This window comes from Joostella sp. CR20 (assembly GCF_038433465.1).
Lineage (GTDB): Bacteria > Bacteroidota > Bacteroidia > Flavobacteriales > Flavobacteriaceae > Galbibacter.
The window spans coordinates 116,856-141,292 of the sequence record NZ_JAESVF010000006.1 but is presented as its reverse complement, the minus strand read 5'-3'; the positions used below and the strand labels follow the sequence as shown (position 1 = coordinate 141,292).

Annotated in this window: 20 protein-coding genes; 13 read left to right on the top strand and 7 right to left on the bottom strand. The window is 34.9% G+C overall.

Annotated elements, in window-relative coordinates; all coding sequences use genetic code 11:
• Positions 1-57: 57 nt before the first annotated feature.
• The 3 genes from JMA43_RS09830 to JMA43_RS09820 are packed head-to-tail and all read left to right on the top strand — an operon-like array spanning position 58 to position 3,975.
• A complete protein-coding gene (locus JMA43_RS09830) occupies positions 58-2,142 on the top strand; it encodes a M1 family metallopeptidase (protein WP_342156350.1) in 2,085 nt (694 codons plus the stop codon).
• Between the two features lie 3 nt (positions 2,143-2,145).
• Positions 2,146-3,042, top strand: a complete 897-nt coding sequence (locus tag JMA43_RS09825; protein WP_342156348.1) for a patatin-like phospholipase family protein — start codon at positions 2,146-2,148, stop codon at positions 3,040-3,042.
• A gap of 9 nt (positions 3,043-3,051) precedes the next feature.
• Positions 3,052-3,975: a patatin-like phospholipase family protein gene (locus tag JMA43_RS09820; protein WP_342156347.1), complete on the top strand. Its 924-nt coding sequence runs from the start codon at positions 3,052-3,054 to the stop codon at positions 3,973-3,975.
• Here JMA43_RS09820 and JMA43_RS09815 read toward each other — a convergent pair.
• The gene (locus tag JMA43_RS09815; RefSeq protein ID WP_342156346.1) at positions 3,972-4,436 is read right to left on the bottom strand and encodes a GNAT family N-acetyltransferase; all 465 of its coding nucleotides are present in this window, start codon (positions 4,434-4,436) and stop codon (positions 3,972-3,974) included. The two genes, JMA43_RS09820 and JMA43_RS09815, sit on opposite strands and share 4 nt — an antisense overlap.
• Before the next feature lie 8 nt (positions 4,437-4,444).
• Positions 4,445-5,461 carry a formimidoylglutamase gene (locus JMA43_RS09810; protein ID WP_342156345.1) on the bottom strand — a complete coding sequence of 339 codons (1,017 nt, stop codon included), beginning with the start codon at positions 5,459-5,461 and terminating at the stop codon, positions 4,445-4,447.
• A gap of 275 nt (positions 5,462-5,736) precedes the next feature.
• On the opposite strand from JMA43_RS09810, the gene JMA43_RS09805 reads away from it, so the two are divergent.
• From JMA43_RS09805 to JMA43_RS09790, 4 genes are all read left to right on the top strand, one after another.
• Complete coding sequence (locus tag JMA43_RS09805) at positions 5,737-6,639, top strand: hypothetical protein (protein WP_342156344.1); 903 nt, start codon at positions 5,737-5,739, stop codon at positions 6,637-6,639.
• Between the two features lie 213 nt (positions 6,640-6,852).
• Positions 6,853-7,758: a DMT family transporter gene (locus tag JMA43_RS09800; protein ID WP_342156343.1), complete on the top strand. Its 906-nt coding sequence runs from the start codon at positions 6,853-6,855 to the stop codon at positions 7,756-7,758.
• A gap of 165 nt (positions 7,759-7,923) precedes the next feature.
• Entirely contained in the window at positions 7,924-9,777 is a 1,854-nt protein-coding gene (locus JMA43_RS09795) for a DNA topoisomerase IV subunit B (protein WP_342156341.1), read from the top strand.
• Between the two features lie 122 nt (positions 9,778-9,899).
• On the top strand, positions 9,900-12,512 hold the full coding sequence (locus tag JMA43_RS09790; RefSeq protein WP_342156339.1) for a DNA gyrase/topoisomerase IV subunit A: 2,613 nt from the start codon (positions 9,900-9,902) through the stop codon (positions 12,510-12,512).
• Positions 12,513-12,560: 48 nt separating this feature from the next.
• Here the strand turns inward: JMA43_RS09790 and JMA43_RS09785 are convergent, their stop codons facing one another.
• Positions 12,561-12,938 carry a hypothetical protein gene (locus JMA43_RS09785; RefSeq protein WP_342156337.1) on the bottom strand — a complete coding sequence of 126 codons (378 nt, stop codon included), beginning with the start codon at positions 12,936-12,938 and terminating at the stop codon, positions 12,561-12,563.
• A 2-nt stretch (positions 12,939-12,940) separates the two neighbouring features.
• A complete protein-coding gene (locus tag JMA43_RS09780; protein WP_342156335.1) occupies positions 12,941-13,360 on the bottom strand; it encodes a helix-turn-helix transcriptional regulator in 420 nt (139 codons plus the stop codon).
• Between the two features lie 304 nt (positions 13,361-13,664).
• Here JMA43_RS09780 and JMA43_RS09775 point away from each other — a divergent pair, with 304 nt between their 5' ends.
• The 6 genes from JMA43_RS09775 to JMA43_RS09750 all read left to right on the top strand — a co-directional run bounded on the left by JMA43_RS09775 (position 13,665) and on the right by JMA43_RS09750 (position 19,739).
• Positions 13,665-14,798, top strand: a complete 1,134-nt coding sequence (locus tag JMA43_RS09775) for a M14 family metallopeptidase (protein ID WP_342156333.1) — start codon at positions 13,665-13,667, stop codon at positions 14,796-14,798.
• 100 nt (positions 14,799-14,898) lie between these two features.
• A complete protein-coding gene (locus tag JMA43_RS09770) occupies positions 14,899-15,378 on the top strand; it encodes an Lrp/AsnC family transcriptional regulator (RefSeq protein WP_342156332.1) in 480 nt (159 codons plus the stop codon).
• 87 nt (positions 15,379-15,465) lie between these two features.
• A complete protein-coding gene (locus tag JMA43_RS09765) occupies positions 15,466-18,054 on the top strand; it encodes a phosphoenolpyruvate carboxylase (protein WP_342156331.1) in 2,589 nt (862 codons plus the stop codon).
• Between the two features lie 208 nt (positions 18,055-18,262).
• A complete protein-coding gene (locus tag JMA43_RS09760) occupies positions 18,263-18,511 on the top strand; it encodes a type II toxin-antitoxin system Phd/YefM family antitoxin (protein WP_342156391.1) in 249 nt (82 codons plus the stop codon).
• Position 18,512: 1 nt separating this feature from the next.
• Entirely contained in the window at positions 18,513-18,773 is a 261-nt protein-coding gene (locus JMA43_RS09755) for a Txe/YoeB family addiction module toxin (protein ID WP_342156329.1), read from the top strand.
• A 105-nt stretch (positions 18,774-18,878) separates the two neighbouring features.
• Complete coding sequence (locus tag JMA43_RS09750) at positions 18,879-19,739, top strand: YihY/virulence factor BrkB family protein (RefSeq protein ID WP_342156327.1); 861 nt, start codon at positions 18,879-18,881, stop codon at positions 19,737-19,739.
• A gap of 51 nt (positions 19,740-19,790) precedes the next feature.
• On the opposite strand, the gene JMA43_RS09745 is transcribed toward JMA43_RS09750, so the two are convergent.
• The 3 genes from JMA43_RS09745 to JMA43_RS09735 all read right to left on the bottom strand — a co-directional run bounded on the left by JMA43_RS09745 (position 19,791) and on the right by JMA43_RS09735 (position 24,428).
• Positions 19,791-20,480: an LOG family protein gene (locus JMA43_RS09745; RefSeq protein ID WP_342156326.1), complete on the bottom strand. Its 690-nt coding sequence runs from the start codon at positions 20,478-20,480 to the stop codon at positions 19,791-19,793.
• Positions 20,481-20,500: 20 nt separating this feature from the next.
• The gene (uvrA, locus tag JMA43_RS09740; protein WP_342156324.1) at positions 20,501-23,335 is read right to left on the bottom strand and encodes an excinuclease ABC subunit UvrA; all 2,835 of its coding nucleotides are present in this window, start codon (positions 23,333-23,335) and stop codon (positions 20,501-20,503) included.
• Between the two features lie 385 nt (positions 23,336-23,720).
• Positions 23,721-24,428, bottom strand: a complete 708-nt coding sequence (locus JMA43_RS09735) for a hypothetical protein (protein ID WP_342156322.1) — start codon at positions 24,426-24,428, stop codon at positions 23,721-23,723.
• Between the last annotated feature and the right edge of the window lie 9 nt (positions 24,429-24,437).

Genomic DNA, 24,437 nt, shown 5'->3' with positions numbered 1-24,437 from the left:
CACAGTATTTAAAGATTTTCAGAAAGAAATAGTACATTGCTTTTTAAACAAAACCCCATGAAGCTACTATTTGCCATTCTATTTCAATGTTTATTTTTCTTTAGTTTTTCGCAACAAACCGCCTATTTCGATGTGAAACACGCCGAAGTTTCTGTTGCTATTCAGCCTGAATTAAAAGAAATTTCTGGGAGTGTAGTTTATCGTTTTGAGGTGTTGAAAGACACAAATATGTTTGCTATTGATGCAAAGAATATGACGATTAAAAATGTTTTTTTAGATGAAAAAACAATTGATTTTGAATATGATAACGAACAAATTAAATTAAATAAAAACTTTAATAAAAGCGATTTAAGTAGTTTAAAAATAGAATATTATGCCAAACCAAAAAAGGCATTGTATTTTATTACTTCGGAAAGTAAAGCAGCTAATCAAGTTTGGACGCAAGGGCAGGGAAAATACACTTCTAATTGGCTTCCGAGTTTTGACGACATGAATGAAAAAATAGAGTTTGATATAACTATCGAAGCTCCATCTGCTTATGAAGTTGTTGCCAACGGAAAATTATTAGAAAAAGAAACTTTAAAGGCTTCTACTCGTTGGAAATACGACATGCATTCTCCAATGAGTAGTTATTTAGTGGCGCTGACTATTGGGAAATACGACGTAATTCATAAAACTTCAAACAGCGGAATTCCGTTAGAACTTTACTATTATCCATCAGCAAAGAATTATGTAGAACCCACATATCGATATTCCGATCAGATTTTCGATTTTTTAGAAGAAGAGATTGGCGTGCCTTTTCCGTGGCAAAATTACAAGCAAGTTCCTGTAAAAGACTTTTTGTATGCGGGGATGGAAAATACATCACTTACCATTTTTTCAGATTCTTTTTTGATTGATTCCATAGGTTTTACAGATAAAAATTACATTAATGTTAATGCGCATGAGTTGGCACATCAGTGGTTTGGCGATTTGGTAACCGAAGAAAATAGCGAACATCATTGGTTGCAAGAAGGTTTTGCTACCTATTATGCGCTCTTAGCAGAAAAAGAGGTTTTCGGAGAAGATTATTTTTACACAGCGTTGTACAAAACTGCAAAGCAGTTGGAAGCGTTGAACGAACAAGGAGGCGAGAGTTTACTCAATCCGAAGGCGAGTAGTTTAACTTTTTATCAGCGTGGGGCTTGGGCTGTTTTTGCATTGCGAAATTTAATTGGCGACCGAGCTTTTCAGAAATCAGTTAAAAAATACCTAACCGAATATGCATATAAAAATGCCAATACACACGATTTTATCAATATCGCCTCTGCAAAAAGTCAGTTGAAACTTAATGATTTTGTAGAGAAGTGGTTTGTAAGCAAAGACTTTCCAATTGCCGATGCTAAACTATTGTTGCAACAAAATAAGATTTCTAAAACACTTTTAGAGCTTGACGAAATGAGTAAAGAAGAAGTGATTTCTTTTGCTGAAAGTAATCCTGAAATTTATACTTCAGAAGCGCAGTTGGTTGTTGTTGAGACTATCTTACAACGGTTATTGCCAAATTCCGAAGCTGAAAAAGCTATTTTCTCAAAGGCATTACATTCCGAAATATTAAAAACAAGACAAGCGGTGGCGTTGTATATGAATCCTATTCCTGTTGAGTTGAAAGCTGATTTTGAAAAGCTGTTGACTGATAAAAGTTACCTAACGATTGAAAAGGCTTTGATGAAATTGTGGGTGAACTTTCCGTTTACAAACGATAGAAAACGCTATCTTGATGCGACCAAAAATGTAGTTGGATTTCGCGATAGAAATGTTGAAACTTTATGGCTTACGTTGGCTTTGATAACCGAAGGTTACCAAGAAACTAATAAAAAACAGTATTACGATACTTTGGTAGCTTACACAAATCCTACCGAGCATTTTGAAGTGCGTCAATACGCTTTTCAGTATTTGTATCAAATTCAAGGCTGGAACGAGAAGTCCTTGGCAAATTTGGTAAACGCTTGTAGGCATCCTGTTTGGCAATTTTCTAAATTTTCAAAAGAATTGTTAACCGAATTAATTTCAGATAAAGAATACAAAATCATGCTTGAAAGTATAGCTGATAATTTACCAACTGAAGAACAAATGTTTTTGAAGCAACAACTTAAAAAATAGTAAATGAGGGCGCTCGTAATAAGCGGAGGCGGAAGCAAAGGCGCTTTCGCAGGCGGGGTTTCACAGTATTTGATAGAAGAATTAAAAATAAATTACGATTTGTTTTTAGGGACTTCTACAGGGAGTTTATTGGTCAATCATTTAGCGCTTAACAAAGTTGAAAAAATCAAAGAAGTTTACACTTCGGTTAATAACGAATCCATATTTAGTAATTGTCCTTTTTTGGTAAAAAAGAAATATGGCGTGGAGCAAATTTCGATAAATCACTTAAATGTACTTCGGAATTTTGCTCGCGGAAGTAAAACTTTTGGGGAAAGCGAGAATCTTCGGAAACTTATTAAAAATACTTTTACAACAGAAGAATTTCAGCAGTTAAAAAATAGCAGTCGCGAAACTGTAATTGCGGTTTCCAACCTTTCGTTAAATCAAGTAGAATACAAATCGATAAAAGATTATGAATACGACGAGTTTTGCGATTGGCTTTGGATTTCGTGTAATTACACCCCTTTTATGAGCTTGGTACGCAAAAACGGTTGTGAGTATGCCGATGGTGGTTTAGGAACAATGGTCCCGATAGAAGAAGCGATAAAGCGAGGCGCTACCGAAGTCGATGCTGTAATTCTTCAAACAGAAGTTACGCAGTTAAACCGACTGCCATCTCGAAACCCATTCTCGTTGCTTACCTCGATGTTTAGTTTTATGCTAGACCGCATCGAGCATCAAAACATTCGCATTGGCAAATTTGTGGCGTCCAACAGCAATGTAATTATCAACTTTTATTACACGCCTACAGTTTTAACTACCAATTCTTTAATTTTTGATAAAGAAAAAATGACGAGATGGTGGAAAAGTGGTTATGATTTTGCTAAATTTAAAAACAAAGAAACGAGTCAGCTATAAAATAAAAATATGCGAGCATTAGTAATTTCAGGAGGAGGAAGCAAAGGCGCTTTTGCCGGTGGCGTAGCAGAGTACCTTATTAATACTGAAAAAAGAGATTATGACCTTTATTTGGGTACTTCGACGGGGAGTTTACTTATTCCGCACTTAGCCAATAACGATATTCAAAAAATTTACGAAGTGTATACTACGGTTACGCAACGTAAAATATTTAGTAATAATCCGTTTGTAACTCGAAAGAAAGGAGAGAAGGAGTATGTTGCTATTAATTATTTAAACGTAATGTGGCAACTTTTAAAGCGAAAAAGAACATTTGGAGAAAGTAAAAATTTGAGAAAACACATTCGGAAACATTTTTCTGAAACGAATTATAATTTGCTGAAAGAAAAAGGGAAGAACGTAGTGGTAACGGTTTCAAACCTTTCTATGAATCGTGTTGAATACAAGTCGATTATGGATTACAGTTATGAAGATTTTTGCGATTGGATTTGGCTTTCATGCAACTATGTGCCGTTTATGTCGCTTGCCAAGAAAAACGGATTTGAATATGCTGATGGTGGTTTGGGATGTGTAATTCCGATTCGAGAAGCAATTAAAATGGGCGCTACCGAAGTTGATGCTATTATTTTGGAAACCGAAAATATGGAGCATAAAAAGGTGTTAGGAAAGAATCCTTTTTCATTGATGGTGAATTTATACAGTTTTGTGCTCGACCAATTAGAATCGCATGACGTGGTAGAAGGAAAGCTTGCAGCCATAAATAAAAACGTGAAATTAAACACCTACTTTACGCCAACCAGACTTACAGAAAACTCTTTGTATTTTAATAAAGAGTTAATGGCAGAGTGGTGGGAGCAAGGAAAAGTGTACGCTAAAGACCGTGTAAAACTTCAGAAAGATGCCGAAGCTAAAAGTGTATCAAAAGCAGTTTAGGATAACGGATATACCATTTTAATATCAGCTCTTTTGTACGGCGAATTTTCTTCGAGTGGTACTTCTATAAATCCGTATTTTCGGTATAGATAAATAGCGTTTTCAAGCTTTCTACTAGAATATAACAACAGTTCGTCAAACTGCTTTTCTTTGGCTGCATTGATAGCAAACTGTAATAATTGCTGACCAATTTTTTGTCCACGGAAATTAGGAGAAACAGCCATTTTGGTTAGTTCAAATCGGTTTTCTCCAATTTTATAAAAGGCAAAACAGCCAACTATATTTTTATCTATTTTGGCAAAATAAATGGCGCCGCCTGTGTCGATAATATTTTCTTTGCAATTGGCTAAAACATCTTCATCGTGTTTTTCTACAACAAAGTGTTTTTCGAGCCATTCTACATTTAAATCTTTAAAAATATTGGCGTATTGTGGTTGGAAGGGAACAATTTCAAACTTCATTTAAAATATTATTTTCTTATAAAATCGGACACCAAATAAGCAATTGCCTTTCCAACTTTGGTGGTTTCACGTTTGTTTTCTGGGATTGGTGCTGCTTCACAAATATGTAAATACGCAATACTTTTGTGTTGCTTACTTTTAAAAACAATCTCTCGCACCGTGTTTAATGGAAGTCCAGAGCTTGTGTATGCACTACTTGGCATTTCTTCGATGGCGTCCATATCGATTTCTAGTCCAAATCGTGAATTTTTCACAAAGTCGAGCGCTTCTTTTAATTCAAAATCAAAGCCTTTTTCGCTGCGGATAAAAAGTTCTTCAAAAGTGTTGAATTTCACACGCGTTTCTTTTTCGAGATTCTTAAAAACTTTACGCGATGTATAATTCTCGTGTATTCCGAAGATGAAATAATTTTCTAAAAAACCTTCGTAAAAAGCATACGAAAAGCCGTTACCGCTATGTCTTCCTTCGCGTTTTCTAAAATCGGTATGCGCATCGATGTTAAGGCAGTTAACCGACTTTCCTGTGGCTAATGAAGTTCCTTTTAAAATTCCGTAGGCATTGTTGTGTCCGCCTCCAATAATTATAGGTTTCTTCCCATTGGCAACAATTTCATGAATAAGACTAGTTACTTCGGCATCAATTTGCTCGGTAATTTTTCGGGCTTCAGCAATTTTTTCATCACCTTCCAAGGCATCAATTTGTTTCATTTCCGAAGAAAAATCTAAATGCCCTAAAAGCAATATTTTTTTTCCTTTGGTAAATTGATTACTCTGAATATTCAAAATATAGGGGAGAGCAGTGCTCCACGCATTTCTAGCTCCCGCGTTTCCATGATTAGCAACAACGCCAATATCTTCGGGAATTCCGAGGAGTACATATTTAGCATCGGAGGTGGCTAGTTGAGAACTCAGCGAGTCGTTTCCGTGTAAAAGCTCGATACTTTCACCGAGTTTCTGTTCGCCTTCTCTGGAAGCGATTAAAGGAGTGATTTTTTTTAAATCGTAAATAACCAAATTTGAGGTCATAGTTTATTGTTTTATGGCTAACTCGAAATACAATCGAGGTAAAAAATCTATTCAGTTAAAAACAAACAAATTAAAATAATTTCAGCTTTTAAAATTACCGAAAAGCAAGTAATAATCGTTGTTTGTTTGATATTGTAAATGTTGTAAAAAAAGAAATAGGATGCAATAAAATAGCGTGAAATAATCTATTTTTAAATTTTATTCGTATATAGTTTGTACAGCTTTTTAAAAAAAGATGATTATTTTGGCGGTACCAAATTTAAAAATAACAACTTATGACAGAAACAAAGTCTAATAATGGATTAAAAGTAATAGCGGGCCTACTAGCTGCTGCTTTAATTGGAACATTAATTTATACGGTGAGTCTTTATAACAATAATAAGGATACAACCGAAAAATTAAACAAAGAGAAAAATTTAGTTATAGAAGATTTAAACAATTTAAAATCGGACTATGACAGAGCAATTTCTGAAAGTGAATCTGCAAATGCTGAATTGGTAGAAGCACGTAATAAAATTGCAACTTATATAGATTCTGTACAGCAAATGAAAGCCGATATTAGTTCGCTTTCTCGTTACAGAAGACAAGTACAACAACTTACCAAAGAGCGCGAGTTTTTATTGGCGCAAAACGATTCTTTGAGAGCGTCAAACACTTTGTTGGCAATGCAAAGAGATAGTACAAAAACTGCTTTGCAACAACAATCTATGTTTACAGATTCTTTAATTATGCAAAACACGCAATTATCGAAAGTTGTAGAAACAGGAGCGGCTTTAGGGTTGTCTAAGTTTTCTGCGGAAGCTGTTAAAGAGCGTAATAGCGGAAAAATTGTATCTGTAAACAATAACAGAAGAGCCGATAAACTGAAAATTTGTTACACTGTTGGCGCTAATAAGATTACAAAACCAGGAGCGAAACAATTTTATATTCAAGTTAGCGACCCATCTGGAAATATTTTAGGTGAGCGTGCAGTAGCTGCTAAAGAAGGCGATGAAACTTCGGAGGCTGTAAGCATTACCTACAGTAAAGCTTCTAGTTTTTATTATGAAAACACTTCGTTGGACGTTTGTGATTTTATTGCAAAAGAGGGAGAAGATTTTCCTGAAGGAAAGTACAGCGTAGTAGTTTACGACCAAAACTTAAAACAACTTGGGTCAACACAGTTTGATTTGAGATAATTTAAAATAAACAATCAAGATTTTCAACTAACCAACTAGAAAATCAGGAACACCGAGTAAAACTCGGTGTTTTTTTGTTTTAAGACTGAATGATTTGGAATTGAACTTTTAAACATAATCAGTCTTGACTTTCTAACCAACCGCCACTGTTGAACATCGTAAAATACTAAAACTTCAGTATTATAATCTTTATATTGAAAGTACCTTTACAGCATGGAAAAATCTAAAAAAATCCCTTTAGCAATTATTATTGGAATTCTTGGGGTAGTGTTATTTTCAGCAAAAGCTGTAATGGTAAAAATGGCGTATGAGTACGATATAAGTACTGTTAATTTGCTGTTGTTTAGAATGTTATTTTCACTTCCGTTTTATGTTTTAGTGCTGATTTTTACCAAAAAAGAAGCTGATTCCCTTCCGAAGAAAAATTATTTATGGATATTACTTTTCGGGTTTATTGGGTATTATCTTGCTAGTTATTTCGACTTTTTAGGACTTCAATATATAAAAGCGAGTATCGAACGCATTATCTTATTTATCTACCCAACTATTGTATTGTTATTGTCGCGTTTCTTTTTAAAACGTCCTATTACTACAGTTCAGGTGTTGGCTATTTTACTAACTTATATCGGGGTGATTATTGCATTTTGGGATGAGTTAAGTGTCGATGGAAATCAGTTTCTATTGGGCGCCGGATTTATTTTTTTAAGTGCAATAACTTACGCTTCGTATTTGGTGGGGAGTGAGTGGCTTATTCCAAAATTTGGTGTGGTTCGTTTTACTTCGTATGCTATGGTAGTTTCTTGCATGAGCGTAGTATTGCATTATATTATTTTTGAGCATACTTCATTGCTTGGTTATCATCAAAATGTATACATTTTAGGTATGTTAATGGCTATTTTGTCAACTGTAATTCCTTCGTATTTGGTGTCGTATGCTATTAAAGAAATAGGAGCGTCTAATTTTGCAATTTTAGCGGGGTTGGGTCCAATTTCAACTATTGTATTGGCTTCAATCTTTTTGGACGAACGTTTAACCTTACTTCAATTAGCTGGAGCAGTTGTTGTAATTGTCGGGATAGTTTTAGTTTCATTGAGCAAATCGAAACAAAAAAGTCATTGAGATAATTTTCAAGAAAAAAGTGTCTGTTGTAATAATCAACTCACAAAAAATCAGGTTCTTAACAATTTTCCGTAGTAGCTTGTTAATTACTTTACTACGGCAGGGTTTCATTTTAGCAAGGGATACATTATATTAGCGTCGGAACCCTATTGCTTTTATTTTTTTATGTCAGAAACTACTAAGTATACAGAAGATAATATACGGTCGTTAGATTGGAAGGAGCACATTCGAATGCGCCCTGGGATGTATATTGGAAAACTTGGAGATGGTTCTTCTGCAGATGATGGTATTTACATCCTCATCAAGGAAGTGCTCGATAACTGTATCGATGAGTTTGTGATGGGCGCTGGGAAAATCATCGAAATTTCTATTCAAGGGAACAAAGTAATTGTTCGAGATTACGGACGTGGAATTCCGCTCGGAAAAGTAGTCGACGTAGTGTCGAAGATGAATACTGGAGGAAAGTACGATTCACGTGCCTTTAAAAAATCGGTGGGACTTAACGGTGTTGGTACCAAAGCGGTAAATGCACTTTCAACGTATTTTAGAGTTGAATCTAACCGAGATGGACAATCGAGAGCGGCCGAATTTGAGCAAGGGAGTTTAGTTAACGAAGAAGCTTTAGAAGAAACCAGTAGAAGACGAGGAACTAAAGTTTCATTCGTACCCGACGAAACCATTTTTAGAAACTATAAATTCAGAAATGAATATATCGAGAAAATGGTTCGAAACTACGTTTACCTGAACCCTGGGTTGACGATTGTTTTTAATGGCGAAAAGTTTTATTCTGAAAACGGATTAAAAGATTTACTAGAAGATACCACCAACAAAGAAGATATGTTGTACCCGATTATTCATTTAAGAGGAGACGACATTGAATTGGCGCTTACGCACAGTAAAACGCAGTATAGCGAAGAATACCACTCGTTTGTAAACGGACAAAATACTACGCAAGGAGGGACGCACTTGGCGGCTTTTAGAGAAGCTGTTGTGAAAACGTTGAGAGATTTCTACGGAAAAAATTACGACGCTTCCGATATTCGAAAGTCGATTATCGCGGCAATTTCAATTAAAGTGATGGAACCTGTTTTTGAAAGTCAAACAAAAACTAAATTGGGTTCTACCGATATGGGAGGCGATTTACCAACAGTGCGTACGTATGTGAATGATTTTGTAGGAACACAACTTGATAACTTCCTACATAAAAACCCAGAAACAGCCGATAAAATTCAGCGTAAAATTTTAGCTGCGGAACGCGAACGAAAAGAACTTTCTGGAATTAGAAAACTCGCAAAAGACCGTGCTAAAAAAGCGAGTTTACACAATAAAAAATTACGCGATTGCCGTGTGCATTTAGGCGATACCAAAAATGAACGAGCGTTAGAAACTACTTTGTTTATTACTGAGGGTGACTCGGCTTCTGGGTCGATTACCAAATCGAGAGATGTAAATACACAAGCCGTATTTAGTTTGCGAGGGAAACCCTTGAATACATACGGAATGACCAAAAAGATTGTGTATGAAAATGAAGAGTTTAATTTATTGCAAGCCGCATTGAACATCGAAGAATCGATGGAAGACCTTCGGTATAACAACATCGTAATTGCTACCGATGCCGATGTTGATGGAATGCACATCCGACTGTTGTTGATTACTTTCTTTTTGCAATTCTTTCCGGAGTTAATTAAAGAAGGACATTTATATATTCTACAAACACCACTGTTTAGAGTTCGTAATAAAAAAGAAACGATTTATTGCTACAGTGAAGACGAACGAAGAGCAGCAATTGAGAAGTTAAGCGGAAAACCAGAGATAACCCGATTTAAAGGACTTGGAGAAATTTCGCCAGATGAATTTAAACATTTTATCGGAGACGATATACGTTTGGATCCGGTAATGTTGGACAAAGCCATGTCGATTGAAAGTTTGCTAGAGTTTTATATGGGGAAAAATACACCCGACAGACAAAAATTTATTATACAGAATTTACGTGTGGAATTAGATGTTGTGGAGGAGTAAGGTTTGAAGTTGGAAAACAGATGTTTGAAGTTAGAGTTTTAGAAAAGAAACTGTTATCCATTTAACAAACGACTATAAATAGTCATTTTGCATCCTTACATCCCTACAAATGAATATTAAATATGGAAGAAAATACAGAATTAAATCCTGAAGAAAATAACAGTCAAGAAACGATTACCCGTGTTGGCGGGATGTATCAAGATTGGTTTTTGGATTATGCTTCATATGTAATTTTAGAGCGTGCGGTTCCGGCTATCGAAGACGGATTCAAACCTGTACAGCGTAGAATTATGCACTCTTTAAAAGAACTCGATGATGGCCGTTACAACAAAGTTGCGAACATTGTTGGGCATACCATGCAGTACCATCCACACGGAGATGCAAGTATTGCCGATGCTATGGTGCAAATCGGTCAGAAGGATTTATTGATAGATACTCAGGGAAACTGGGGGAATATTCTTACGGGTGATAGTGCGGCAGCCTCTCGTTATATTGAAGCGCGTCTTTCTAAATTCGGACTCGAAGTCGTTTATAGTCCGAAAATTACCGAATGGCAATTAAGCTACGATGGCCGTAAAAAAGAACCTATCAATCTTCCTGTAAAATTTCCATTATTACTAGCGCAAGGAGCCGAAGGGATTGCGGTGGGATTGTCTACTAAAATTCTCCCACACAACTTTATCGAGCTTATCGATGCGTCTATCAATCATTTAAAAGGAAAAAGATTTACCATTTATCCAGATTTTCCAACGGCTGGAATAATGGATGTAACTGGATATAACGATGGGTTGCGCGGAGGAAAAGTGCGTGTGCGTGCTAAAATTTCGCAACTCGATAAAAATACATTGGTTATTACTGAAATTCCCTTCGGAACCAACACATCTAGCTTGATAGATTCTATTTTGAAAGCTAATGATAAAGGGAAAATCAAAATTAAAAAGATTGAAGATAATACTGCTGCTGAAGTAGAAATTTTGGTGCATTTGCCGTCTGGACTTTCTCCAGATAAAACAATTGACGCATTATATGCATTTACCGCTTGCGAAAGCTCAATTTCCCCTTTAGGTTGTGTTATTGAAGACAACAAACCATTGTTTATTGGGGTTAGTGAAATGCTTCGTCGTTCTACTGATAACACAGTTCAATTGTTAAAGCAAGAGCTCGAAATTCAGTTACACGAACTTGAAGAGCAATGGCATTTTGCTTCTTTGGAACGTATTTTTATTGAAAAAAGAATTTACCGTGATATTGAAGAAGAAGAAACTTGGGAAGGTGTTATTGAAGCCATAGATAAAGGACTCCAGCCACATATTACACATTTAAAACGCGCCATTACAGAAGAAGATATTGTGCGTTTAACAGAAATTCGAATTAAGCGTATTTCAAAATTCGACATAGATAAAGCACAACAAAAAATTGATGCTTTAGAGGGTGATATTGCGCAAGTAAAACATCATTTGGCGAACCTTATTGAATTTGCGATTGATTATTTTACAAACTTAAAAACTACCTATGGAAAAGGAAAAGAGCGTAAAACTGAAATCCGAATTTTCGACGATATTGAAGCGACGAAAGTTGTTATCAGAAACACAAAATTATACGTTAACAGAAAAGAAGGTTTTATAGGAACTTCGCTTAAACGTGATGAATACGTATGCGATTGTAGTGATATTGACGATATCATTGCTTTTACCGCTACTGGTAAAATGATGGTAACGAAAGTGGATAGTAAAACTTTTATAGGAAAGGATATTATTCATGTTGCGGTGTTCAAGAAAAAAGACAAACGTACCACCTACAATATGGTTTACAAAGATGGGAAAGGCGGAGCGACCTACATCAAACGTTTTAATGTTGCAAGTATTACGCGCGATAGAGAATACGATTTAACTAACGAAAAGCCAGGTTCTTTTGTGTATTATTTTTCTGCCAATCCAAATGGAGAAGCAGAAGTAATTACCGTGTTTTTACGCCAAGTAGGAAGTATTAAAAAACTTAAATGGGATTTAGACTTTGCAGATATTTTAATAAAAGGACGAAATTCAAAAGGAAATATCGTAAGTAAATATGCTGTGAAGCGAATTGAATTAAAAGAAAAAGGAGTTTCAACCTTAAAACCTCGTAAAATTTGGTTTGACGATACCGTGCAACGTTTAAATGTTGATGGTCGTGGCGAACTTTTAGGAGCATTTAGAGGTGAAGATAAAATACTTATTATTACGCAAAATGGTTTGGTAAAAGTGGTTACTCCAGAGCTTACAATGCATTTTGATAATAATATGATTGTATTAGAAAAATGGAATCCTAAAAAACCAATTTCGGCAATTTATTACAACGGAGAAAAAGAACTATACTACATCAAACGCTTTTTAATTGAACAAGAAGGGAAGGAAGAATCGTTTATTTCAGACCATCCAAATTCGCAATTAGAAGTAGTTTCAACCGATTGGAGGCCTGTAGCTGAAATCGAATTTACCAAAGAGCGTGGTAAAGACCGTAAGCCAAATCAAGAAATTAATGTAGAGGAGTTTATTTCGGTTAAAGGAATTTCAGCAATTGGAAATCAATTAACAAAAGAAAAAATCAATCAGATAAATTTATTAGAACCGTTACCATTCGAGGAATCAGAAGAAGTAATTCCTGAGGAGTTAGATGTAAATGACGAAGAGGAAGTTTCAGACGATGAGAAAAAGTCTAAAAACGACGACGGCCCAACCTTGTTTGATTTTGAATAAAAAATAAGAGTTTTCTAAAAACGGCATTTTAATTAAAATGCCGTTTTTTTATTTAATCTTTCGAGCAGTTCCTTTTTTCTTGTTCTTTTTATCGCCCACTGTAGCAAATTCAAAAGTGTAAGAATCGTCTGTGGTAGTTAAAATTTTCATGTGTATAGCCTTTGCATCACGCATTGAACTAGGATTTATCTTTTTAACGATAAACTCACAATCATTAATCCATCTCACCGAGTTGGTGTCTATTTCATTCTCGTAATAATCAATTTCAATAGAGTCGTTGCGTATAAATTTACTCGTCTTTTTTTCTCCGTTTATAGTGTAGGTAAACTCAAATTCTCCAGTTTTAAAGTCAGCACAATTCCTTTCGGTTTGGTAGCAAGACGTAAATCCTAAAGCGATTATAAAGGCAAATACCAGCTTCTTCATTCTTAAATATTTTTATACTCCTCAAAGGTACCGTTTTTATAAAAAACCACGATACGCGCTATTTCATTTTTTTGGTGGTCTTTTATTGTAATTGGTGAAGAAGTTTGACTTTCTTCAATTTTTGCTGAAGGTGTCTCAACCGTTTGCTTGGTTTCAAATAGAGCAGGAGGTGAAATGTTTTCTTCTGAAGTTTCCGATAACGGAAAATTTCCTTTTCCATTCAGTAACCAATACAATTCTACCTCTGGAAAATTATTAAGAATTCGCATGATAAAATCCAAGCTAGGATTATTTCTTCCAGAGAGAATATGAGAAATAGAGGAGCGTTGTACACCAACTTTATCAGCAAAAGCAGAAGCCGATAAGTCGTAAAATTCCAACACTTTTTCCAATCGTTTTATAAAATCTTCTTTGTTTACCATTGTAAACTATATTTAGTATGATTTAGATTTTACAAATGTAAACATTAATTCAAAATAAAACAAGATGCAGTTGATAGAAGCTATAATAATTAAACTATAAATTTAGATAAGCCATGTAATTATACTGAAAATAAGTTAATTAATATATTAATTAACTGTAAATGTTAATCTGTAACAATACAATGTTTACAAATGTATAATCTGTTTAGAAATAATCTTTATATTATGTTTACAGATGTAACAAAACGTTGTTTACAAAGATAAACTTGAATAATTTTACATTTGTAAACTCATATAATTACCTATGACTTTTACACAAGAACTTATAGCAAACTATTCTTTGTATAAAGAGCAAAGAATCTCAGGAAGATATATTCATCTTAAACACATTTCTCCGTTACTGGAAATGTATACTGATACATTTAAAATTGATATCGTTGGAAATTCAGTTTTAGAAAAACCAATACAAAAACTTACTATCGGTCACGGAAAGTTTAAAGTTTTAATGTGGTCTCAAATGCACGGAAACGAATCGACAACCACAAAAGCAGTGTTCGATATGTTATCTTATTTGTCGAAAAACAAAAGCTTTTACGAGTTTATAACTTCCAATTTCACTTTGTGTATTATCCCGATGTTAAATCCCGATGGCGCCGAAGCATACACACGTTTAAATAGTAATGAAGTCGATTTAAATAGAGATGCTCAAAACCGAACACAGCCAGAAAGTAATGTGTTGAGAGCTGTATTTAATGATTTTCAACCAGATTTTTGTTTTAATCTACACGATCAACGTACTATTTTTAGTGTAGCAAACACACATAAGCCTGCAACTGTGTCCTTTTTAACTCCTGCAGAAGACGCTGATAGAAAAGTTACTAATGGACGTAAAAAGAGCATGGAGGTAATTGCTGAAATGAATAAGCTTTTACAGCGATTTATTCCTGGGCAAGTAGGGAGGTATGATGATGGATTTAATTTAAATTGTATTGGCGATACTTTCCAGTCGGAAGGAGTTCCTACTATATTGTTTGAATCTGGGCATTTCCCAAAAGATTATGAGCGAGAAGAAACTCGAAAGTTTATTGCGTTTTCGATAGTTAGTGGACTGGAGTATATGGCTTCAGGCGAGGTAACAGGCGAGAATTATGAAAGCTATTTTGATATTCCAGAAAACGGAAAGTTATTTTACGATGTAGTTTTACGTAAGTTCCCGATTCAGGAAAAATCAGAAATTATTTTTAAGGATGTAGCAATATTCTTTAAGGAAACGTTAAAAAATGATAAAATAGAGTTTATGCCCACTGTTGAACATGTGGACGAAAGCCTAGAATACATTGGTCATAAGGAATTAGATATGAGGAATGTAGAAATTAATCCCATACCGATACATGAATTAACTAATGGTTATTTAACAGATTTACTAAGAAAAATTTAAGAAAAGTATAGATTTGTTGAAAAAATAATTACCAAACAATTATCGATTATTCAGTTTTTTTTATTTTTTTTGCATATTATTTAAAGATAATAAAAAAGCTATGGCAAAATTTAAATTAGACGAAGTAGATCATCAAATTCTTGATATGTTGATCGACAACACGAGAACTCCTTTTACAGATATCGCAAAGAAATTGCTTATTTCTGCAGGAACAGTTCATGTGAGAGTAAAGAAAATGGAAGATGCTGGAATTATTAAAGGTTCTTCTTTAACTTTAGATTACGTAAAATTAGGATATTCATTTATCGCTTATGTTGGAATTTTCTTAGAGAAAACTCATCAAACAAAATTTGTTTTAGAGCGTTTAAATCAAATTCCTTACATCACAGTAGCGCATATTACTACAGGAAAATTCAATATTTTCTGTAAAATTAGAGCTAGAGATACAAAACACGCTAAAGACATTATCTTTAAAGTTGATGATATCGACGGTGTTTCAAGAACAGAAACTATGATTTCTTTGGAAGAAAGCATTAACGACAAACGTAGATTAATGCATACAATTTTTAACGATTTGTAAAATTTCTGTTTTAAATCCATAAAGAAACCCTCTTGAATCTTGTTTTGAGAGGGTTTTTTGTATTTTTACGTAAAACAGAAAAATTATATGCTACGAAAACCAAAGATTGACCGATTTAATGAAAGTGTTTTATCAAGATATCAAATTTACAACAGTATTTTCATCACGTTGCCTTTTGATGAAATAAGCAACACAGGAGTAATGCTACCGCTTTTTTCTGAAGTTTGTGAAAAAGGTTACGATGAAAATAAAACTCCTACGGAAATAGTTGGTAATTTTTTTGAAAAATATTGCGATAAACCAACCGACACCGAAAAATTCGATCTTCTTTTTAGATTTATTCAATACATTGAGCGCCAAGTTGTGCTTTTTGATGCTATTGAAGATGCTACCTTTCCTGTGGTAAACAACATGGATGGGAGAGGAACACTTAGAAATATTAAAGAAGAAGCCGAAGCCAAAAACAAAATTCCAGAACTTAAAGAGTACTTAAAACATTTTAAAGTGCGCCCTGTACTTACGGCACACCCTACGCAGTTCTATCCAGGTTCTGTTTTAGGAATTATTACCGATTTGGCAAAAGCAATTCGTGAAAACGATTTAAATCTTATTAAAAAGCTGTTGGCGCAATTAGGAAAAACTCCTTTTTTCAAAAAAGAAAAACCAACGCCTTTTGATGAAGCTGTGAGCTTAATTTGGTATTTGGAGAACGTTTTTTATCATGCTTCGAGCCAAATATTTGATTATATACAAGACAATATTTTTGGAGAAGAAGAATTGCAAAACCAAGTATTAAACTTAGGTTTTTGGCCAGGAGGAGACCGCGATGGAAATCCGTTTGTAACAACCGATATCACGCTGAAAGTTGCCGACAGACTTAGAAGTACAGTTTTAAAGAACTACTACAGAGACGTTCGAAGACTCCGCCGACGAATTACTTTTAAATATGTCGATAAACTTATAACCGATTTAGAGTCAAAACTCTATGAAAATATCTTCTTGCAAAGTGGTAGAACTACTATTACTGCGGAAGAAACAATGAATACACTTTTAGAAATAAGAGAAATATTAGAAACCAAGCATCAGTCGTTGTTTGTTGATGAAATTAACGATTTAATCAATAAAATGAAACTGTTCGGTTTCCATTTTGCAACCTTAGACATTCGTCAAGATTCGAGAGTACATCACAATGTTTTATCGAATATTGCTGCGGAATCTTTAGAAATGGGCTTAGATATTTTCCCAAAAGATTACAGTACGTTATCCGAAGCAGAACAAATAAATGTACTTAGTAAAATTGTAGGAAAGGTAAATCCAAGTTTGTTTAAGCACGAAATGAGTAGAAACACTTTGGAGTCTATCTACGCCATGAAAACCATTCAACGAAACAATGGAGAGCTAGGTTCTAACCGTTATATTATCAGTAATAACGGTAGTGTTTTAAACGTGATGGAAGCCTTTGCGATGATCCGTATGTGCGATTGGGAAACCCCAACCGTAGATGTTGTGCCTCTTTTTGAAACTGTAGAAGATTTGGAAGATGCGCATAATGTTATGGAGACGCTATACACAAACAAAGCGTATGCTGAACATTTAAAACGTAGAGCAAACAAACAAACCATTATGTTAGGTTTTTCTGACGGAACAAAAGATGGTGGATATTTAATGGCAAACTGGGGGATTTACAGAGCCAAAGAAGCGCTAACGGCTATCTCTCGTAAATACGATATTAAAGTAGTATTTTTTGATGGTAGAGGAGGACCTCCAGCACGTGGTGGTGGAAAAACACACCAATTCTATGCTTCTTTAGGTCCGACTATCGAAAATGAAGAAGTACAGCTTACTATCCAAGGGCAAACCATTAGTTCTAATTTCGGAACGCTAGAATCTTGTCAATACAATATGGAACAACTATTGAGTTCTGGTATTGTAAACAACGTTTTTGCTGACGAAAAAGACAGGTTAGGGAAAGAAGATAGAGAAACTATGGATCGTTTAGCTAAAATAAGTTACGAAGCTTATGTTGACTTTAAAAATCACCCTAAGTTTTTATCGTATTTAGAGCGAATGAGTACCTTGAAATACTATGCAAAAACAAACATTGGAAGTAGACCATCTAAAAGAGGTGGAGGCGATAAACTTGTTTTTTCTGATTTGAGAGCGATACCTTTTGTAGGAAGTTGGAGTCAGTTAAAGCAAAATGTACCAGGTTTCTACGGAGTTGGTATTGCTATCCAAGCTTTTGTTGATAATGATGAATTCGACAAAGTTGTTTCACTTTACAAAAACTCAGCATTCTTCCGTACGTTGCTAGAAAACAGTATGATGAGTTTAACAAAGTCGTTCTTTAAACTTACGGCTTACATGAAAGACGATAAGGAGTTTGGCGATTTTTGGAAAATTATTTACCAAGAATACGAACGTAGTAAAGCAATGTTACTGAAATTAACTGGTTATGCTGAATTGATGGAAGATTCTCGCTCGATGAAAGCGTCGATTCAAGTTCGTGAAAAAATCGTTTTACCACTATTAACAATTCAACAATTTGCTTTGAGACAAATTCAAGAAATGAATGCGTCTAAAAAGGATATTGATCCTGAATTATTAGAAGTGTATGAGCGAATGGTTACACGTTCTCTATTCGGAAATATTAATGCGAGTAGAAATTCAGCTTAAAAAAAATAAGATTGTCCGCAATCTGTCATAACGCACTGTCACCTCGAGCGTAGTCGAGAGGTTATTTGACTTAACTGGTTTTAAATAGGGTCTCGACTACGTTCGACCTGACATTTTAATCTTAGTATGATACATTGCGGATATTCAAAAAATTATAAAACTTTGTAAAAAAAGTACTCATTTGAGTACTTTTTTTTATTTTTGTAGTATGGAAACAGTAAACTACACAGACTTTAGATCAAACCTAAAACATTGGTTTGACAAAGTTATAAATGATGTAAGCGATGTTATCATTAAGCGTAAAAATGGTAAGGATCTTGTTTTAATTTCTTTAGATGAATATAATTCGTTAAAAGAAACAACTTATTTACTTACAGGTAAAAACCGTGATGTACTTTTAAATTCTATAAAAGAACTTGAGTCTGGAGAAGGAGAGGAGAAAGAATTAATCAAATAAAATGAAACTAATTTGGTCGAGTTCTTCTTGGGAAGATTATCTGTATTGGCAAAAAGTTGATAAGAAGATTCTAAAGCGCATCAACGATTTAATTAAAAATTGCATGCGTACACCGTTTGAAGGTATTGGTAAACCCGAAGCTCTAAAAGGAGACTTGCAAGGATATTGGTCGAGACGTATTACATCTGAACACCGATTGGTGTATAAATATGAAAACCAAAAATTACTAATAGCCTCTTGCAGGTTTCATTACGGTAAATAATTAAAAGTTCAAGAAACACATAAATTCTTCTTAAAGACTGTTAGGGATTTTCTAAATTGCTAACAGTCTTTTTTTTCTTGTAAAGTTTTTAGCTAACTTCAAATTATGAAGATAAAATCCACGCTACAAATTATCAAAACCACTTTTACGAATTGGTTAGCTATTGATCCGTTTGCAAAAAGCGCTATTATCTCATACTATACCTTGTTTTCTTTGCCCTCATTACTATTAATTATTATTTGGGTAACAAGTCTGTTTTACGGTCGAGAAGCCGTTCAAGGACATATAACTCAGGAATTTTCTAGCCTTATCGGACATGAATCAGCAAATGCGATCGAGGGAATGGTGTCTAGTGCTAGTATCGACGACAATTCTACATTAAACATTATTGTGAGTACCTGTACTTTATTATTTGGTGCTACGGGAGTGTTTTTTCAGCTTCAAAAAACATTGAATACAATTTTTAAAGTGGAAGAAGAGAAATCATCTTGGAAGAAAATGATTATAAACAGAGTGCTTTCATTCGGATTAATTATGGCGATAGGTTTTTTATTGATTATCTCTTTAATGGTTTCCACGGCCATTTCAATTTTAAATAATTATATAAAAGATTACTATCCAGACATAGCTTCGGTAGTGGTTGGCGGTCTTAATTTTATTGTATCCCTATTGGTAATTACAGCTTTATTTGGAGTTATTTATAGGTTTCTTCCAGATAAAAGAATTAAATGGAAAACTGCATTTATTGGTGCTTCGGCAACTACATTGTTGTTTTTGTTTGGGAAAATGTTGCTCAGTTTTTATTTCGGACATTCCTCGCCAGCATCTGTGTATGGCGGTGCTAGCTCAGTAGTTTTAATTATGCTTTGGGTTTATTACGCGGGACTGATATTTTTTATGGGAGCAGAGTTCACAATGGTTTATTCTGAATATTACCAAAGAAAAAAGTCTGAACAACTTTCGTAAATTCAGACTTTAATGATTTTATTTCTTTTGAAGAGAAACGCTTATTTCATTTTAAAAATTCGGACTTAAATTGAATTTTTTGTAAAACGAATTTAAAATTTCAACTACTTCATCTTCGGTATCTACAACCTTTACAAGGTCTAAATCTCCTTCGCTAATGTTGTTGTTTGCTTCGAGTAGTGTTTTCTTAATCCAATCGACTAAACCTCCCCAGAAATCGGTTCCCACTAAAATGATAGGAAACATTGCAATTTTTTTGGTTTGAATTAAAGTTATGGCTTCAAACAATTCATCGAGTGTTCCGAAACCTCCAGGCATCACTACGAAACCTTGAGAATACTTAACAAACATTACTTTTCTAACGAAAAAGTAATCGAAATCTAAGCTCTTGTCACTATCGATATACGGGTTGTCGTGTTGCTCAAAAGGTAACTCGATATTAAGTCCAACAGAAGTTCCTCCTGCCAAATGCGCTCCTTTGTTTCCCGCTTCCATAATTCCAGGACCACCACCAGTGATAACTCCGTATCCTGCTTCAACAATTTTCTGAGCAATACTTTCTGCTAACTTATAATATTTATGGTCTGGCTTTGTTCTTGCAGAACCAAAAATAGACACACATGGCCCAATTCTGCTTAATTTTTCATAACCATTTACAAACTCACTCATAATTTTAAAGATAGCCCAAGAGTCGTTTGTTTTAATCTCGTTCCATCCTTTATGGTGTTTTTCTTTTCTCATATTTTTAAAATTTAATTTTCTTATTTCTTGAGTTCAGGCTTCAAATACGTAGCTGTATGACTCTTTTTTACTTTTACAATTTCTTCTGGCGTACCTGTGGCAATAACGTTTCCGCCACCTTTTCCACCTTCAGGACCAATATCAATAATATAATCTACCATTTTGATAACGTCTAAATTGTGCTCGATAATAAGTACTGTATTTCCTTTATCTGTTAAAACATTCAGTACATTCATCAATACATTGATGTCTTCAAAATGCAATCCAGTTGTAGGTTCATCTAAAATGTAAAAAGTGTTCCCCGTATCTTTTTTAGATAATTCGGTAGCCAGTTTTACACGTTGGGCTTCTCCACCAGACAATGTGGTAGATTGTTGTCCTAGCGTGATATATCCTAAACCTACGTCTTGCAAAGTAATTAATTTGCGGTATATTTTCGGTATATTTTCAAAAAAATCTACAGCTTCATTGATGGTCATATCCAAAACATCGGCAATAGATTTTCCTTTGTAACGAATTTCAAGTGTTTCTCTATTAAAGCGTTTACCGTTACAAGTTTCGCACGCTACTGTTACATCGGGCAAGAAATTCATTTCGATAACCCTAACACCAGCTCCTTGACAGGTTTCGCAACGACCTCCTTTTACATTAAAACTGAATCTTCCTGGCTTGTAACCGCGAATCATCGCTTCTGGTGTTTGTGTAAATAACGTTCTGATTTCACTAAAAACTCCTGTGTAAGTTGCAGGATTTGAACGTGGCGTGCGCCCAATTGGCGATTGATTAATGTCGATTACCTTGTCGATATGCTCTAAGCCTTTAATGCTTTTGTAAGGCATAGGTTTTTTTACCGCATTAAAAAAATGAGCGTTTAAAATAGGGTAGAGGGTTTCGTTAATTAAGGTTGATTTTCCACTTCCTGAAACTCCTGTAACACCAATCATTTTTCCGAGCGGAAACTTTACATTTACATTTTTTAGGTTATTTCCTGTGCAACCTTTTAGTTCTATAAATTTTCCGTTTCCTTCTCTGCGATTTTCTGGAATAGCAATTTCTTTTTTCCCCGTAATATAATCCGCAGTAAGGGTGTGGTAGTTTTTTAATTCCGTAGGAGGTCCTTCAGAAATTATTTTACCGCCGTGTTTTCCTGCCTTCGGACCGATGTCAATTACATGGTCAGCACGCTCAATCATGTCTTTATCGTGCTCCACAACAATTACAGAATTTCCTATATCTCGAAGCGATTCTAATGATTTTATCAAGCGGTCGTTATCGCGCTGATGAAGTCCAATGCTAGGTTCATCTAAAATATATAAAACTCCTACAAGTTGCGAGCCTATTTGTGTTGCTAAGCGAATACGTTGTGCTTCACCGCCAGAAAGCGATTTAGAACTTCTGTTAAGCGATAAATAATTGAGACCAACATCTAGCAAGAAGTTAATCCGAGCAGTAATTTCCTTTAAGATTTCTTCTGCAATTTTAAATTGTTTTGCTGAAAGTTGTTTAGGTAAGTCTTTGAAAAACCCATCCAACTCAATCATATCCATCGACGCTAATTCGGCAATGTTTTTTTCGTTTACTTTGAAGTATAACGATTCTTGTCTGAGACGAGTACCTTCACAAGTTGGACAGTTTATTTTATCCATAAAATCTTTTGCCCAACGTCGAATGGAAGTAGATTCGCTTGCCTCAAATTGATTTTTTATAAAACTGATAATTCCTTCAAAGTCAATTTTGTAATCGCGCGTAATTCCAAGCGTCTTCGATTCTACAGCGAATTTTTCATTACCCCCGTGAAGAATAACCTCCATCGCTTCAGCAGGAATATCTTTGATAGCATCTGTCAATTTAAAATCGTACCGTTGCGCAATGACTTCAAGTTGCTTAAAAATCCACGATTTTTTGTATTCGCCTAGCGGAGCTATCCCTCCAGATTTGATGCTCAACGTATTGTCTGGAATAATTTTTTGAAGATTTACTTCGTGTACTTTTCCTAAGCCACTGCAAGTAGGGCACATTCCTTTTGGAGAATTGAATGAAAAAGTATTCGGCTCCGGATTTGGATACGAAATACCAGAAGTAGGGCACATTAAATTTCTACTGAAATAGCGCGCTTCATTTGTATCGTGGTCGATAACCATCAACACATCGTCTCCGTGGTACATAGCAGTATTGATACTCTCACTGAGACGTTTTGAAGTGTTCTCGCTACCGTCAATTTGCAGTCTGTCAATAACAGTTTCAATATCATGCACCTTGTAACGGTCAACCTTCATGCCTTTGGTAAGGTCTAAAATTTCGCCATCCACACGAACCTTTACAAAGCCTTGTTTTGATATTTGCTCGAATAACTCGCGGTAATGCCCTTTACGACTTCTAATAATTGGCGCAAGAATATTAATGCGTTTTCCGCTGTACTCTTCGGAAATAAGTTTTTTAATTTGCTCGTCGCTATAACTTACCATTTTTTCGCCAGTATTATAACTGTATGCGTCGGAAGCACGAGCGTAAAGCAAACGTAAAAAGTCGTAAATCTCGGTAATTGTACCAACGGTAGAACGAGGCGACTTGGAAGTTGTTTTTTGCTCAATAGCAATAACTGGCGAAAGTCCGTCAATTTTATCAACATCCGGACGTTCCAATCCGCCGAGAAACTGACGCGCATATGCCGAAAAAGTTTCGATATATCTTCGTTGTCCTTCAGCATAAATCGTATCAAAAGCTAAGGATGATTTTCCACTACCAGAAAGACCAGTGATAACCACCAGTTTTTCCCTCGGAATTGTAACATCTATATTTTTAAGGTTATGGACTCTAGCGCCTTTTACCTCTATATTTTCTTCAAAATTTGTCATATAAAATACAAAACTGCTAAGTTACGATTTTAAGACTAATTATTGAAGCTACTTAAGTTTGTTGATAACTTAAAATAGTAGTGTTCAATTTTGATTTTATATAACCTGTTTGTAGGTGCAAAGATTCAGAGAAGCAAGGAGAATTTCTTTTTCGTTGCTTGCTTATCGCCTTCGAAACTAATGGATTCGGGCTTCCGTCTTCCAACTTTTTACATCCCCCTAACCCCCTTCGAAGGGGGAATTTCAGTAATAAAGTAAAGAAAATTTAATTTTTTTACTCGCTATTTGCTTAGAGCCTATAGCTTACAGCTTATTATTCTCTGAAAATAAAGTGTCCTTTTCGTCAAATCCATATTTTATAGAGCCCGAAAATTAAAACGAATAGTTAGTTATACGCTTTTAAATTACTCATCTCAAGAGTGAAAAATGCGAGTTTATGAGAGGATGGGAGGTAGGTTGTTGTTTCCATAACTTTCCAATCGTCCCAAGAAGCTTCAACCCCGCCAATAGGAATAATACTTACCCACATTTTAAAACTCTGCGGAAAACCAGCATCTGTAAGTGTCCATAAATACGAATCTCCAGGAGTGCTTCCGCCACTGGTATAAGTAACAAGAAGTGCTTCCTTGCCATTTTTAAGCGTAACAATACTTCGCTTTGTGCCTTTATCTCGAATTTTAAATGGTGCAACTAGCCAAAAAGAATCGTTGTTGAAATATTTCACTGCGGTATCGATTAATTCTTGGCGTGGTTCGGTGTGCATTTTAACACCATCAATAAAAACAGTGCTTTTATCGTAATTATTCAAATTGAGTTTTACCAAATATTTATCCCATTTTACGTCTGCCAATTTCTTTTCTTTATCCCAAACGTAGGAGTGTTTCCCTGCAAAAGTCCACTCTAAATACCTTGTTTTTGTGTAGTTGGTATAGTTGATGGCTTTTAGCATTTTATCGGCTAAGGCTTCGGCTTGCGGGCCTTCTTTTCCTTGTGGTAGTGGTTCGTTATAAACAAAATAAATTACGGCTCCAATTACAATAAAAAAGAGCAACAAAAAGGCTATGAATTTTCCAATTTTTTTAATGATGTTCATACTGTTTTA

Excerpts from the sequence above, each read along its gene's own strand:
- JMA43_RS09750 (WP_342156327.1), top strand. The coding sequence starts at position 18,879 with ATGAAGATAAAATCCACGCTACAAATTATCAAAACCACTTTTACGAAT.
- JMA43_RS09830 (WP_342156350.1), top strand. The coding sequence starts at position 58 with ATGAAGCTACTATTTGCCATTCTATTTCAATGTTTATTTTTCTTTAGT.
- JMA43_RS09825 (WP_342156348.1), top strand. The coding sequence starts at position 2,146 with ATGAGGGCGCTCGTAATAAGCGGAGGCGGAAGCAAAGGCGCTTTCGCA.
- JMA43_RS09815 (WP_342156346.1), bottom strand. The coding sequence starts at position 4,436 with ATGAAGTTTGAAATTGTTCCCTTCCAACCACAATACGCCAATATTTTT.
- JMA43_RS09780 (WP_342156335.1), bottom strand. The coding sequence starts at position 13,360 with ATGGTAAACAAAGAAGATTTTATAAAACGATTGGAAAAAGTGTTGGAA.
- JMA43_RS09785 (WP_342156337.1), bottom strand. The coding sequence starts at position 12,938 with ATGAAGAAGCTGGTATTTGCCTTTATAATCGCTTTAGGATTTACGTCT.
- JMA43_RS09770 (WP_342156332.1), top strand. The coding sequence starts at position 14,899 with ATGGCAAAATTTAAATTAGACGAAGTAGATCATCAAATTCTTGATATG.
- JMA43_RS09790 (WP_342156339.1), top strand. The coding sequence starts at position 9,900 with ATGGAAGAAAATACAGAATTAAATCCTGAAGAAAATAACAGTCAAGAA.
- JMA43_RS09795 (WP_342156341.1), top strand. The coding sequence starts at position 7,924 with ATGTCAGAAACTACTAAGTATACAGAAGATAATATACGGTCGTTAGAT.
- JMA43_RS09760 (WP_342156391.1), top strand. The coding sequence starts at position 18,263 with ATGGAAACAGTAAACTACACAGACTTTAGATCAAACCTAAAACATTGG.
- JMA43_RS09775 (WP_342156333.1), top strand. The coding sequence starts at position 13,665 with ATGACTTTTACACAAGAACTTATAGCAAACTATTCTTTGTATAAAGAG.
- JMA43_RS09765 (WP_342156331.1), top strand. The coding sequence starts at position 15,466 with ATGCTACGAAAACCAAAGATTGACCGATTTAATGAAAGTGTTTTATCA.
- JMA43_RS09735 (WP_342156322.1), bottom strand. The coding sequence starts at position 24,428 with ATGAACATCATTAAAAAAATTGGAAAATTCATAGCCTTTTTGTTGCTC.
- JMA43_RS09820 (WP_342156347.1), top strand. The coding sequence starts at position 3,052 with ATGCGAGCATTAGTAATTTCAGGAGGAGGAAGCAAAGGCGCTTTTGCC.
- JMA43_RS09745 (WP_342156326.1), bottom strand. The coding sequence starts at position 20,480 with ATGAGAAAAGAAAAACACCATAAAGGATGGAACGAGATTAAAACAAAC.
- JMA43_RS09805 (WP_342156344.1), top strand. The coding sequence starts at position 5,737 with ATGACAGAAACAAAGTCTAATAATGGATTAAAAGTAATAGCGGGCCTA.
- uvrA (WP_342156324.1), bottom strand. The coding sequence starts at position 23,335 with ATGACAAATTTTGAAGAAAATATAGAGGTAAAAGGCGCTAGAGTCCAT.
- JMA43_RS09755 (WP_342156329.1), top strand. The coding sequence starts at position 18,513 with ATGAAACTAATTTGGTCGAGTTCTTCTTGGGAAGATTATCTGTATTGG.
- JMA43_RS09810 (WP_342156345.1), bottom strand. The coding sequence starts at position 5,461 with ATGACCTCAAATTTGGTTATTTACGATTTAAAAAAAATCACTCCTTTA.
- JMA43_RS09800 (WP_342156343.1), top strand. The coding sequence starts at position 6,853 with ATGGAAAAATCTAAAAAAATCCCTTTAGCAATTATTATTGGAATTCTT.